Origin of the sequence: Candidatus Protochlamydia sp. W-9 (assembly GCF_001950615.1) — a bacterium.
Classification (GTDB): Bacteria; Chlamydiota; Chlamydiia; order Chlamydiales; family Parachlamydiaceae; genus Protochlamydia; species Protochlamydia amoebophila.
This window is the reverse complement of record NZ_BCPZ01000119.1, coordinates 19905-32537: the sequence shown is the minus strand read 5'-3', so window position 1 is coordinate 32537 and position 12633 is coordinate 19905. Positions and strand designations below refer to the sequence as shown.

The 12633-nt window shown below is 34.4% G+C and carries 10 protein-coding genes and 1 pseudogene; 4 read left to right on the top strand and 7 right to left on the bottom strand.

Annotation, left to right across the window (positions count from 1 at the left end; genetic code table 11):
* Both BU804_RS14540 and BU804_RS03310 read right to left on the bottom strand, forming a co-directional pair.
* Nucleotides 1-468, bottom strand: a pseudogene (locus BU804_RS14540) (IS1 family transposase); the annotation flags it as partial.
* 323 nt (nt 469-791) lie between these two features.
* A complete protein-coding gene (locus BU804_RS03310) occupies nt 792-2438 on the bottom strand; it encodes an FAD-dependent thymidylate synthase (protein ID WP_075882963.1) in 1647 nt (548 codons plus the stop codon).
* 209 nt (nt 2439-2647) lie between these two features.
* On the opposite strand from BU804_RS03310, the gene BU804_RS03305 reads away from it, so the two are divergent.
* Nucleotides 2648-3550 carry a hypothetical protein gene (locus BU804_RS03305; RefSeq protein WP_075882962.1) on the top strand — a complete coding sequence of 301 codons (903 nt, stop codon included), beginning with the start codon at nt 2648-2650 and terminating at the stop codon, nt 3548-3550.
* A gap of 600 nt (nt 3551-4150) precedes the next feature.
* On the opposite strand, the gene BU804_RS03300 is transcribed toward BU804_RS03305, so the two are convergent.
* The 3 genes from BU804_RS03300 to BU804_RS03290 form a co-directional block, all read right to left on the bottom strand.
* Nucleotides 4151-5941: a hypothetical protein gene (locus BU804_RS03300; protein WP_075882961.1), complete on the bottom strand. Its 1791-nt coding sequence runs from the start codon at nt 5939-5941 to the stop codon at nt 4151-4153.
* 130 nt (nt 5942-6071) lie between these two features.
* Nucleotides 6072-7250 (bottom strand): small ribosomal subunit Rsm22 family protein, encoded by a 1179-nt coding sequence (locus tag BU804_RS03295; protein ID WP_011174709.1) that lies wholly within the window; start codon nt 7248-7250, stop codon nt 6072-6074.
* Nucleotides 7251-7256: 6 nt separating this feature from the next.
* Entirely contained in the window at nt 7257-7961 is a 705-nt protein-coding gene (locus tag BU804_RS03290; protein ID WP_075882960.1) for a pseudouridine synthase, read from the bottom strand.
* 269 nt (nt 7962-8230) lie between these two features.
* On the opposite strand from BU804_RS03290, the gene BU804_RS03285 reads away from it, so the two are divergent.
* Genes BU804_RS03285 through BU804_RS03275 form a run of 3 tightly spaced genes read left to right on the top strand, consistent with a single transcriptional unit; the run spans nt 8231 to nt 10892 of the window.
* Complete coding sequence (locus tag BU804_RS03285) at nt 8231-8911, top strand: 2,3-bisphosphoglycerate-dependent phosphoglycerate mutase (protein WP_075882959.1); 681 nt, start codon at nt 8231-8233, stop codon at nt 8909-8911.
* Between the two features lie 6 nt (nt 8912-8917).
* A complete protein-coding gene (locus BU804_RS03280) occupies nt 8918-10099 on the top strand; it encodes a cysteine desulfurase family protein (protein WP_193427185.1) in 1182 nt (393 codons plus the stop codon).
* Between the two features lies 1 nt (nt 10100).
* Nucleotides 10101-10892, top strand: a complete 792-nt coding sequence (locus tag BU804_RS03275) for an iron-sulfur cluster assembly scaffold protein (RefSeq protein ID WP_075882958.1) — start codon at nt 10101-10103, stop codon at nt 10890-10892.
* A 53-nt stretch (nt 10893-10945) separates the two neighbouring features.
* Here BU804_RS03275 and BU804_RS03270 read toward each other — a convergent pair whose 3' ends face one another.
* On the bottom strand, nt 10946-11410 hold the full coding sequence (locus tag BU804_RS03270; RefSeq protein WP_075882957.1) for a hypothetical protein: 465 nt from the start codon (nt 11408-11410) through the stop codon (nt 10946-10948).
* A gap of 434 nt (nt 11411-11844) precedes the next feature.
* A complete protein-coding gene (locus tag BU804_RS03265) occupies nt 11845-12594 on the bottom strand; it encodes a biotin--[acetyl-CoA-carboxylase] ligase (protein ID WP_075882956.1) in 750 nt (249 codons plus the stop codon).
* Between the last annotated feature and the right edge of the window lie 39 nt (nt 12595-12633).

Genomic DNA, 12633 nt, shown 5'->3' with positions numbered 1-12633 from the left:
GCTCCAAGGAATGGTTTCCCAATAGACATTAATTTATCAGCGAAATAGAGGGCTTATTTTTAAGGATTCAGGCAGTTTGGCAAAAAGAAGCCCAGCGGTTTTTTATCTCGAAGATCCACTAGCCTAGCAAGCACTTGGCAATTTTTTTATGAAAGACAAGCCATAACTACTGATCATTTTCAACTCATCGTTCTCATGACAAGTGACTTGTGTATTTAAATCTCCCCTCAAGTAAATCATTGATAATGAAATCCATAAAATCTAGCAGCCATGGCACATGGGCATCCTTACATCAAACATTCTACAAACTCTATGAAGAGACATTCTTTCTTAAAAAGCTTTTCTGGCAAATTCTTTTGTTTGTTCGTTAATGTTTTTAGCTTTATTGTTTTCGCTCCACTGTTTGCCACATTCTAAACAGCAAAAATTTTGCTTTTCTTGTCTTGTATCACCATTCTTCTTTACCAAATCGGATCCGCCAGTGTGTCTATCTCATTGCTCTTCTTCGCTTGAATTAGAATAATTAATCTATCAAATTAAATCAGTTTTTAGATCAGTTTATTGAAATAGCCTTATCTATTTAGCATTATCCAAAAAATCTATAAATAATCAAATAAATTTTAATTAACATGCTGCCATCATTAAATATAAGAATAGAAATAAAAATTAGCTGAGAATTTTTTGATCGAAGTGCATGGATGATTTACTCACTTTTGAAATAATAAATAAAAGCTAGCTCAATTTGTCACTTCAATTAATAATTGCAACTTAGTTTTGCGTTTAATCATAGATTAAATAAGAAGTGATTGTTGTTTATCAATTTTTCTTTGTTCTTGATTGAGTCTTCCTAACTCGTATCCTTCGTAATCGACAAATTTAAAAAATCTTTCGAAAGCAGGAAAGGCTTCACAGGTTAGTCTAGCCATTGTTTGAGCTATATGACGGTAACTTGGATGACCTGCTGGGGCAGAACGTAATTCGCAGAGCCACTGAAGTGCACGCAAATTCACATGAAAATACCAACGAATATTATACGCCATTGGAACGATATATTGAGCTTCTTCAGGGAGTTCGCTTGAAATCAAATCAAAAACTTCTTTAGCTTGGTTGAGTGCATGACAATATGCTTCTTCGTAAGGAGTGTTTTGAATTTCTGGAGGAATATAAAATCCGTAGTCGCAACAAAGAAGTTGTCGTTCTTGCGTTAAAATGCGATGTCTATGTAAATCTCGATAAGCGCCAAAATCTGAGATGATTTCGAAAGTAAATTCAGCATGTTCGAGAGCTCTTGGAGATTTTTGTCGCCTATTTTCACGTGCATTACAACCAGCATCTAAAATTCGCGCGAGCTCTTCATCAGACAGTTGTTTACATTGATTCCAAATGTCTGCAAACCCTTTGTCCCCTAGTGAAAACAGAAGAGCAGCGGCGACCTTAGTGACAGCTTCTGGATCGGAAGAAACAAGACGAACTCCGGGTTGAAGTGATCGATCACATTTACCAAGATATTGTTCGGCAATTAGTCTAAGTTCCGATTGCATTGTTTCTAAAAACTGGGCGTAACTTTGATGCGTACGATGGGCTGGATCTGAGCGGCGTACAAATGAAGGAATAATTTTAGAAAGCTCTTGATGACTTCTTTTAGCGATATCTTGTAATTCTGCCAAATTTTGACAGTTCATTCTGTGAATAAGATGTTCAAAAAACCGACCATTTCCGTAAATTCCCATATTGGTAAGGGTTCCGGCAGGTAGTAAGCCTCGTAAACAGTCTAAAACTTTAGCTCGCAACGCGGCTGTATAAGCGGTTTTAGAAATAGAGGGATCTTTGGGGAATCGTTGTTCAATAATAGCTGTCATGGGAGGAATTAAACGACTATACGTATCGAATAACATATTACAGGTTTGCACATAACTATCGCGATAAGCTGAAGTCATTAAAATTGGTTCTCGATAGAAAAGGTATTCTCCATTCACTTTTTGATCAAAATAAATATAGCGAGTCGATTTTTCAAGAGGAGATCCTCCAATACGATGGTCTTCAATCAGTTTAGCGGCTATCATAGAAACATTTTCAATCGCTAAATGAGCTCCTCCTAATTCGCCAATTGAGTCATCTCCATAACCATCTAAAATTCGATCGTAAAAAGCTTGCGCTTTTCTAATGGCCTCACTTTGATGAGTTTGTTGTTCTTCTTCTTCTTTGAAAGCTACTCCAACAATATCTTCAAATGCCGTTTCATCATTGTTAGAAATGAATTCTTTAAGTAATAAACTTCTCAATCCCAGACTAGATCGCGAATAACGCGAAAAAAGCGCGCCTTTAATGACTTCGGGTAAATTTCTCAATGCGAAAACATGACTAGATGTATTGGTAACATATCGCTTTAATGTTTGAATTTGCGATTCAGTGAATTCTTCATAATCATCTGTTAGCATAACGGATCCTCAAATCTGCTCATTTTTGGGAAATAAACAGTTCTAGCCTGCCATAAAGCCACTCGTCTTTCAAGTAAAATGTCATTTTTCTCTTCAATGGTGATTTTTTAAAGGGATTTCAATAAGGGATATTTGATTTCTATCGATCTATTCATTATAAACTTATGAGATTAAATGTTAAAATTTTGACAGTAAATTAAGAAATTTTTATGAGTAATTTAAATAAACACAAGGATTGGGAAAGATGGAATCAAGAAGGATTTATTCCTGGCCCCGAAGAATCTGAAGTAAATTTTAATCAACGTGTTGCTTTTTGCGAAAATTTAAAGCAAAAACTCACTCAAAATACCGGACCTGATATTCCCTTTGAAGAAAGCGATCTTGCATCTCAAGTTATGTTGCAAGAAGCAGCCGAAGAGACTAAGCAAATTTATGGAATAGCACCTCATTGGCCCCCTCTTTTTTTTAACAACTATCAATTAGCTCCCTGGCATGCTGGTTGCGCGTGGATTTTTCAATTAGACGAGCAAACTCCTACAGCAGCTTTTTTGCAATTACGAGCCCAATTTAAGGAGCGGCCGAATTACCTAGGAATTTATAATCGCAAAGAATTGTTGATTCATGAATTAGCTCACGTAGGTCGTATGATGTATACAGAACCGCAATTTGAAGAAATATTAGCCTATCAATCTTCTCCCTCTCGCCTACGTCGTTTTTTAGGACCTATCGTGCAATCTTCAAAAGAAAGTTTGTTATTTATTTTGCTTTTAGGTGTTATTTTGGTAGCAAACTTAGCTCTTCTCATGATTGATATCTCTTTAGCCACAATTTTTATGCTAGGATTGCAGTTAATCCCTATTTTTTTTGTTGGATTAGCTTTAGGACGTTTATTTCGCAAGCAATACCTCATTAACCGGTGTCGAAAAGTATTGGAAATTTATTTGCCAAATAAACAACTAGCTAATCATTTCCTCTATCGTTTATTAGATTCGGAAATTCGAATATTTGCACGCTCTTCTCGAACAGAAATGCAAACCTTTATACAAAATCAAGCAGTTAATAATTTTCGTTGGAAATTTTTAGTCTCTTTATATCCTCTTAAAAAGGAATAAATATTTCTCCTTTTTAAAATAATTTTCACCTTATTTAAGTGGCAATTTTTTCTTCTGATTTGTCTTTAGAAGACCTATAAATTTTTTTCTTTACTTACTTCAAGCAGAGTTGTCGCTTTTCTTTTTCTTAAGAGTTTTGTCGGGAAATATAAAATTTTTTCAAGTCATTCTTTATCACTTTTTTCTGCCAAGGGTGGAGGTTGTTCTTTTTAGCAATCCTTCTTCACATTTTTCAGTTATGGTTTCTTCCAATATAGATAAAATTTTGAATGTGGCTGACTTAAACGAGGAGTTTTATTTAGTTTACTTTTAGTAGAAAAAATTTGATTAGCAATTAATGAAATAGGAGAAAAATGGGTTCCAAGTTTCTATTTAAGGTGAACTTGAAGAGAAGATGTTATTTTTAGATCGCGATAATAAATATGATTTATTCAGGTCTGAGTTATAATATACTAACATTGATAAAAAATAGTTTTTTTGTTGTATAGTGGAAGAGGGATTTTGAGGCATAGTTTTAATACATTATTGCTGAGAGTTTTTAAGAGGATTTGATTAGATTGAAATAAAAACTAGAATTATTTTTTATAATAAATTTTAATTTTATTTAACTATACTATTATATCTAGAATTAAAATAAATTTCTAACTCATTAATTAAAGCTTCCGCAGGTGATTCATCTATTGTTTGTGTAAAAATTGCCAGATCTTTTTGAGTTTTTTGTATCAAATCTTGAATAAAATCAGTAGCTGGGTCAATAGGTTTTTCCATATCATCAAGAAAAACTAATAATTGTTCGAACGCACAAAGTTGAACCTTTCTTTCAAAATCGCTAAGCATAGGAGGGGCGTAACCAATTTTTTCAGAAAAGTATTGTAGAAGAATATTTTGAGAGGCTTTGCCAAGCGCCGAACCGATAAGACGGATATAAGCTGATATGTCATTTTCTTCTAAATCTGAAATATCAGAGATCATTTGTTCTCGGCTTGTTTCTAGGATGGTCTTAGCTTGTTGGAATCTTTCAGCTGGAGTCCCTTTACGAAGAAGAGTTTGATTGCCTTCTAACCACTCGTCTTCCAGTAGCTTAGCTGGATATTGAATAAATTTCCTTGTGATTTCTTCTTGAAGAGATGTGAGAAAGTCGAAAGGGGAAACAGCCGAATGAATTTTTTCATAAAAAATGGAGAGTATTTTTTTGTTGTTTTCAGTAAATAGAAAACAACCTTTTAAAATAGCTTCTTGTAATTGTCTATGCAAAGGTAAAATAATCGCTTTATTTTTATCAAAATTTTCTCGCTTGAGTTTGAATTGTTGGTAGCTTTTAGCAATATAATCAGAATCAAATAATAAGTGTTGGGAAAGTTTTTTTTTGCGAGATTCAATTTGTCTATATAAGGGGATTTGCTCTGTTCTCAAAGTATAGGCATGCACTAACTCATCTATTAACGCCCATCCACAGTGTTGAGAAGGATAAGGAAAACCGGAATGCGTGGCTTCTGAAGAGAGTTGAATATGATCAATAATAGGCATGCTCATTAAATCGGAAGACTGCTTAAATGATCCAAATAATATAATAATAGACCCTGGACCTATAGTTAATTGCTGTCTTATTAATACAAGATCATTTTCCAATTCCAAGTTAATAGGGCTTTGAGTAATGAGTTGTAAAATTTCTGCTGTTGAATAGGATTGCGGAAGATGAGATTGTATCATCCGAATCGCTTTCATGCGAAATGTATCAAGCATGAATTGTTCAGCTTTTTTATGCGTAGTTTGCTTAACGGCATGCGCTTTTTTAAAAGAGTTAGTTTGAAATGCTATTCCTAATTCTTTCAAAGTTGTTTTAGTTTTATCGGAATAAACACTCGCGTCATATTTAATAGAAACGGTATGAGGCAATTGAATCAGTTGTCCTTTAATTTCTTTATCGGATAAAAGATTATTACGCTCATAATTATAGAAGTCATATCTTGCTAAAGATTTATAATCTTTTTTTAAAATTGAATTATAACGTTGGATGGCTTCTAAAGCGGAATTGGCTAGCTTTTGCTGGGAAGAATCTCCAGTTTTTAATTTTTCAATTAATGAGGAGTGACTTTGTAAAACGTCTCTTGCTTGCAAAATTTGTTGCTTGAGATCATATAGTTTTTTTTCTTGTTGATGACGTATTGTTGCAAACAATAAGGGCCCCATAAAAGACTTTGCAAACCCTAGAAATTTTTCGAGGCGGTTTTTTTTCTTCGCAATTAAACTTCCGTCCTCTTTAACTTCTAAACTAGACGCTTCAGGTTGTGTAAAAATATCGATTTTCTTAATTGCAGTCTTTAGGATATCAACAACATGAGACAAAGAATGAGGGGGAATTTGATTTTTGCCATCTTCGTTTTTTATCACGTATGGTCGGTCCGTTAATCTTTTCATTTGGAAATTAATTTTAAAAAAATTTTGATAAATGAAAATAAAAATAGAGGCAATCTATAAATATTAGATTAAGAAAATTTTAAATTTGCAAAGATTTATAGAGTTATTCAGGAATATCTTGTAAATTTTCTTCAGGCAAGGGTTTATTTAAAGCAGCTTCTACTTTAATCCTAGTGCCAACGACAATATCAAATAAATTCCCTTTTTCTAAAGCTTGGTCTATAGAAATCAATTCGCCTCTTTTTAAATATTCAAAAGCCTTTGATTCTAGAGGGTGCTTAGTGAGGTGAGTTCCTAAATTTTTTTTGCCATCTGTTCCACATAAATAATAACGAGTCCCTGTTCGTGTTTCAATAGGGGGGCTAATAATACGATAAAATTGTTTAGGTGGCAAGTCTGGCCAATGAACATGTGGGCTTCTAAAAATAACGTAGGACATTTTGAGTGATCCTAAGTTAATTTGGGCAGCACGTTGAATTTCTTTTAATAAATAAGGTTTTTCTAGCTCTCTTTGCGCATAGCAGGGGCTATTTTTAGTTTGTAAAGATGGACATTCTCCACGCCAAACGCATGGAGCTTGCACAGTTATTTGATCTTTAACTAGGTGATCTCTAAGATTTAATAAACGGCGATTAGAATGCAGTAAAGAGCTTTCAACAAGCAATAAATGTCCTTGCGGGGTCAAGCGTTCTAAAAGGGAGTGAATCCATGTTTTTTGAGCTTCAAACCAGTTTTTTTGGGTGTCGGGGAATAACTCTTCTAAACAGTGTCCTACAATAATTAAATCGAAAGTTCCATCAACAGGCAAATCATCGTTTTTGAGATCATGTCGTCGTATAGTTAAGGGATAACCATATCTTCCGCAAACGTCTGCTGCTAATTGAAGTGCCGTCTGATTTTTGTCTAAAGCAATCACTTCTCTTGCTCCATGGTGCAGAGCTGCAAAAGAAAACGCGCCAGGCCCACTACCAATATCTAAGACGCGAACGGGAGTTTGGGGAATTTCATTGATGACGCTCAATCCTTCTTGATAATGGATAGGCCATTGATAAAGAAGATAAGCACCTAAAAGATCTGATTTAGAAAAATAGTCTTGTCCAACTAAATCCCGCCCTGTTTCTAAACCTTTTTGCAAAGTTTGAACTGCTGAGACAACACTGCGAAATTCTCTTGTTTGCAAAGCGTCAGCTGGACCAGATAATTTATGAAAACGACGCCAAGCATTAATAAGCAGCGGCATCACTGTTTCGAAATCTGTAGAGGGTAATTTATTTGATTTCATAGTATTTTAGTTAGAAAAAATAGATTTTTTTTCAGTTTCAGTTAAGGGACGCCAATTTCCAATTGGTAAGCGACCTAAATGTAAACCACCAAGTCGAATACGTGTCAGCTCTTGTACTTTTAAACCAGCAGCACTTAAAAGCATTCTCACTTCTCGTTTTTTTCCCTCTCCAATAATGATTTTAATAGTTCCTTTACGTACTTTTTGAACTCTAATCGGTTTTACAAATACTCCTTCTACAAGAGTTCCATTGGCAATAGCAATTAGATGTTCATGAGAAATTTCTTGATCTGTTTTTGCTAAATATTCTTTTTGAATATTAGCAGAAGGGTGAATGATTTGATTTGCAAAGTGGCCATCATTTGTGACAATGAGTAGGCCTTGCGTATCTTTATCTAATCTTCCCACAGTAAAAAGTCTGCGGCCCTCATCTTGAAAAAGATCTAATATAATTTTTGTTTGACCACTTTTTCGTGCTGAACAGATATAACCAGGAGGTTTATTTAGTAAGTAGTAAACTTTGTCTTCTTTTCTATTAATTACTTCATCTCGTACAGTAATCGTATCGATTTCGGGATTAACTTTTGTTTGAGGAATCTTAATGACTTCCCCATTAACTTTTACGAGACCTTGAAAAATCAATTCTTCACAAGCTCTTCGTGAAGCAATTCCTGCGGCAGCTAATACTTTACTTAATCGATTTGTTTCCACAAAAGTCCTGACTAATAGTTAATAAGATGATATCTGAATTTTAGATTCAGATGAATCCTATAGAAAATGATCTATTACATTGAATAAAACTGAATCGTCTATTTTTTGAGCAGAATTTGTAAATTCTTGTTAGTATGAATTATGATTCAAATGGCATTCTTTTTTCTATTTCTTCCTTTTTACGAAAGAACTATTAATATTAGTTCTTAAAAAATTAAAAATCAATAAAATGGGGAAGAAATTTCCTTGATTAGATGGAGTAAAGATAAATGGTTAAATTAATTTTGATGCGTCACGGCCAATCTCAGTGGAATTTAGCAAATTTGTTTACTGGTTGGGTAGACATTCCCCTGTCTTTTAAAGGAATTGAAGAGGCTATAGAGGCGGGAAACCAAATCAAAAATTACCCTATTGATTTAATTTTTACTTCTTCCCTAATTCGTGCTCAAATGACAGCAATGTTGGCAATGTCTGTTCATACATCTGGTAAAGTCCCTGTTATTCTTCACACAGGTGAAGGGCGGCTAGAAGAATGGGCAAGGATTTATAGTTCCGAATCTCAATCTCAGACAATACCTGTCATTCGTGCTTGGGAATTGAATGAGCGGATGTATGGAGAATTACAAGGAATAAATAAAGAAGAAATGGCTAAAAAATATGGAGCTGAGCAGGTGCATATTTGGCGACGAAGCTTTGATGTTCCCCCTCCAAATGGAGAAAGTTTACAAATGACAGCAGCTCGGACCATACCTTATTTTGAAAACACCATTGTCCCTCATTTGAAAGAGAAGAAAAATATTTTTATTGCTGCACATGGAAATTCCCTGCGTTCGATTATCATGAAATTAGATGGGCTGACAACAGATCAAGTCGTTAAGTTGGAACTGGCAACAGGGGTTCCTGTGATCTATGATTTCAATCACGGTGAATATATTAAACAACAAAAGTAGAATAACATGGTTAAATTGCCTATTTATTTAGATAACAGTACAACTAGTCGTCCATCTGATTTATCAATTAGCCAAATGATGCCTTATTTAACAGATCATTGGGGTCTTCCCTCAGCACCGCATCAAAAAGGTCAAGAGCTTTATCCAGTCTTGAAAGAATGCTATAAAATTCTTTATGCATTTTTGGGAGCTCAGGAAGCAGATCAATTTGTATTGACCTCTTCAGGAGCAGAAGCTGTTAATCAGGTGATTTCTTCCGTTTATAGAGATGTCACGCTCCCAAGTGGCAAAAATCAATTTTTAACTTCTAATGCTGATGAAGCACCAGCGTTAATGGCAATGGCACGCTTAGAGCCCTTAGGTTGCGTTGCAAAAATAATCGAATCGAATCAATATGGTATTGTAACTGCAGAAGCTCTAGCCGAGGCTATTTCACCGCGTACTGCGCTGATTTCTCTTTCTTGGGCTAATGGTTTGACAGGAGTTGTCCAGCCACTGGAAGAAATAATAGCGCTCTGTAAACAGCGTGACATCCGTCTTCATTTAGATGCCACGCATGTATTGGGTAAATTATTTTATGAGTTTGATGAACTTTCTGTGGATTTTATGACGTTTAATGGAGATCAGCTTCATGCTCCCAAAGGAACGGGGGGATTATATATTAAACAAGGAATTAAATGTTCTCCATTGATTGCTGGGGGTTCTGATCAAGCTGGGCTACGGGCTGGAGGTTTAAATATGGCATCGTTAGTGGCTCTAGCTTATGCTGCCAAAGAAACTTTAGAATGTCGTGATTTACTTTGTACTGAGACCGCAAGACTCAAACATAAGTTGGAAACAGGGATTGTGAAAGCTTATCCTCAAGCCAGTATTTGTTTTAGAGAATGTGAACGATTGCCTCATTGCACAACTCTTTTGTTTCCCGGCATTGCTAATGAGGCATTACTGTTCAATCTTAATCGTAAAGGAGTTTATGCGAATATTGGAGGGGGAAATTTTCAACAACTTGGCTTACTATTAAGCGCTTGTGGCCTAGAAGAAAATTTAGCATATAGCGCCGTTTCATTTAGTTTATCTCGCTATACAACAGAGGAAGAAATTGATCGAGCTATTGAATTGATTGTTGAAAGTGCTTGGCAGTTGAATCGAACTTCTTATAAATTATTTGAGACAGAGAGAAAAATTTAATATGACTTTGCAAACACTCACTCAAAGTTTTCCGTGGACACGTTATAGCAAAAAGTTACTAGCTAAAATGGATAAACCACGATGTATGGGTTTTTTTAATAAAGAACAATCAGAAGAAAGAGCGATGCGTTTAATTGAAGGGCGGGAAGGAAAATTAGCAGATGGTAATTCTGTTATTTTATATTGGCTTGTCGACCCCGATGATGGCATTATTGTTGATGCTAAATTTCAAGCTTATGGACAATCGGCACTTATCGGAGCTGCTGAAGTTGCATGTGAACTTGTGATCGGTAAAAATTATGATCAAGCTAAGCGAATTAGTGTAGATCTCCTCGATAAACAAGTGAGAGATAAACCCGATGAAGCAGCTTTTCCTAAAGAGGCGTCATCACATTTAAATATTATTTTAGGGGCGATGGAAAATGCGGCAGAAAAATGTTTAGACATTCCTCTTGCTTCTAGCTATGTGGCTTCTCCGACTCCTTTGGATATTGGAGAAGTTTTAGAAGGAGGATATCCTGGATGGATTGAGCTTTCTTTAAAACAAAAAATTAATTTGGTTGAAGAAGTATTAGATCGAGATGTACGACCTTATATTGAGCTAGATGCTGGAGGAGTAGTAGTTTTAGATTTAGTCAATGATTGGGAACTTCATATTGCGTATCAAGGTTCTTGCACTTCTTGTTTTTCGGCGACAGGAACAACATTATCTTATATTCAACAGATAATAAGAGCTAAGCTACATGCAAGCCTTATTGTAATACCAGACTTATCCACTTTTCATCAACATTAGTAGAATTTGCGATGGATTTTCGTAAATTCTACTTCATTCAATCCTAATTGAATTTATCTCGAAGTTTGGGTATTTGTAGAAAAAGAATTTTGAAGAATACAATTCCAAAACGAGGGGAAAAATGTTCTACGTGTCAAAATAGATACTCTTCCTCCTACAACTCTTTGAGAATTGCCATTAAATGCATGACCGAGATCTCTCAATGAACCCATAAGGGTATTTGTAAAACCGACAAATTTATTTTCATCATCTTCTGTCATATTTTGACCTATGACAAACAAATCATGTCCAATAGCAAAAACAAAAAAACCACTAACAGCTCTAAAAATTGCTGGAGAAGCTGAAGTTAGAGCTGTATATGTTCTAATTACACCGACAGCCATTAAGCCTAGACTTAAAAAACGTAGTGCTATCAAATTCACTTTCAGATCAAATGACCTTTGCTCAGGATTTTTTTGAAAGAAAACCTTTAAATATTCAACATCTGCCACTACAGTGTTATAAAACCCTTGAATCATAATACCTCATCCTATTTCTTTATTAATAATAATTTAATTTAAATCATCTTTGACAAAAAAATTTAACAAAAGCTTGTTTAAATTAATCTCATTTGGTTGTTCTTTTTTAAAAAAATCGTTTCTTAAGACATACAAATTGAGACTGACACTTATTAATTTTATAAATGTCGCTTTAACAGTTGCTTTTACTAAATTAAGCACTGCTGCTAGCTATTTTAACCAATCCTCTAGATAAATAATATTGTCCACTTAAACTAATAATTCTTTTTTCATGTTTCTAACTGTCGAATACAAAATCTGTTAAAAAAAACCATAGACCATGTTTATCTTATTTCAAAAAAGTATTTTATTATTAAATAATTAAATTGTCAAATTTGTTTTGTTTATTAGGAATAAAAATTTTGTTTAATTAATTTTTAATATATTTATAAAATTTATATGAAATTTCCAAACATGAATTCTCCAGAATAAAATTTTTTTGAAGTTCCATCCAATAATTTAATTTGTACTGAGCCATCTGGATATAAACCTTCAAAAGTTCCTTCAAACAGAGTTTGATTGTGATTAAATTGAATGAATTGACCTTGTTTAAAGGTTGAACGTAGTTGAAAAGAGGGGAAAAATGCATCAAAACCATGCTTTAGAAAATGAGATAAATAACTTGTAAACTTGACGTCTAATTGGTTTAAAAGAATATTAAGATCAAATTCATGTCCTCGCTCTTTAAAAAGAGAAGTGGCAGGCCGATCAATTTTGTTAAGCAGCTCTGTCGGCATATTAACGTTTAGTCCAATGCCGTTAATCATACACCGCTTTTGCTCTAATATCATTGTTTCACATAAAATTCCCGCGACTTTTTTTCCGTTGAGCAAAATGTCGTTAGGCCATTTTAAAGCTGGATGAAAATTTAAATCCTCCAGAACTTGGATGGCAGCTAAAGCTAAAAGTTGGGGAAGATGTCCAAAATCGGAACGATTAGAATCTATATAAAAGCAAAAAGTTGCATAAATATTTAGATTAATAGGAGATTGCCAGCGTCTTTTAAAGCGACCTCTCCCTAAAGTTTGTTCGGATGCAGAAATGAGAGTGACACCTTCAGGATCTATTTGATCCACATTTTCTTTTGCCCAAGTGTTGGTGGAACCTATGGTTTCAAAATGGTAATGCAAGCAAGATGATTTCATGAGATTTTTACAAAATAGATGATCATTAAAAATAGAGCA

Coding starts and splice junctions, on each gene's coding strand:
- BU804_RS03310 (WP_075882963.1), bottom strand. CDS start 2,438: ATGCTAACAGATGATTATGAAGAATTCACTGAATCGCAAATTCAAACA.
- BU804_RS03285 (WP_075882959.1), top strand. CDS start 8,231: ATGGTTAAATTAATTTTGATGCGTCACGGCCAATCTCAGTGGAATTTA.
- BU804_RS03265 (WP_075882956.1), bottom strand. CDS start 12,594: ATGAAATCATCTTGCTTGCATTACCATTTTGAAACCATAGGTTCCACC.
- BU804_RS03275 (WP_075882958.1), top strand. CDS start 10,101: ATGACTTTGCAAACACTCACTCAAAGTTTTCCGTGGACACGTTATAGC.
- BU804_RS03280 (WP_193427185.1), top strand. CDS start 8,918: ATGGTTAAATTGCCTATTTATTTAGATAACAGTACAACTAGTCGTCCA.
- BU804_RS03305 (WP_075882962.1), top strand. CDS start 2,648: ATGAGTAATTTAAATAAACACAAGGATTGGGAAAGATGGAATCAAGAA.
- BU804_RS03295 (WP_011174709.1), bottom strand. CDS start 7,250: ATGAAATCAAATAAATTACCCTCTACAGATTTCGAAACAGTGATGCCG.
- BU804_RS03270 (WP_075882957.1), bottom strand. CDS start 11,410: ATGATTCAAGGGTTTTATAACACTGTAGTGGCAGATGTTGAATATTTA.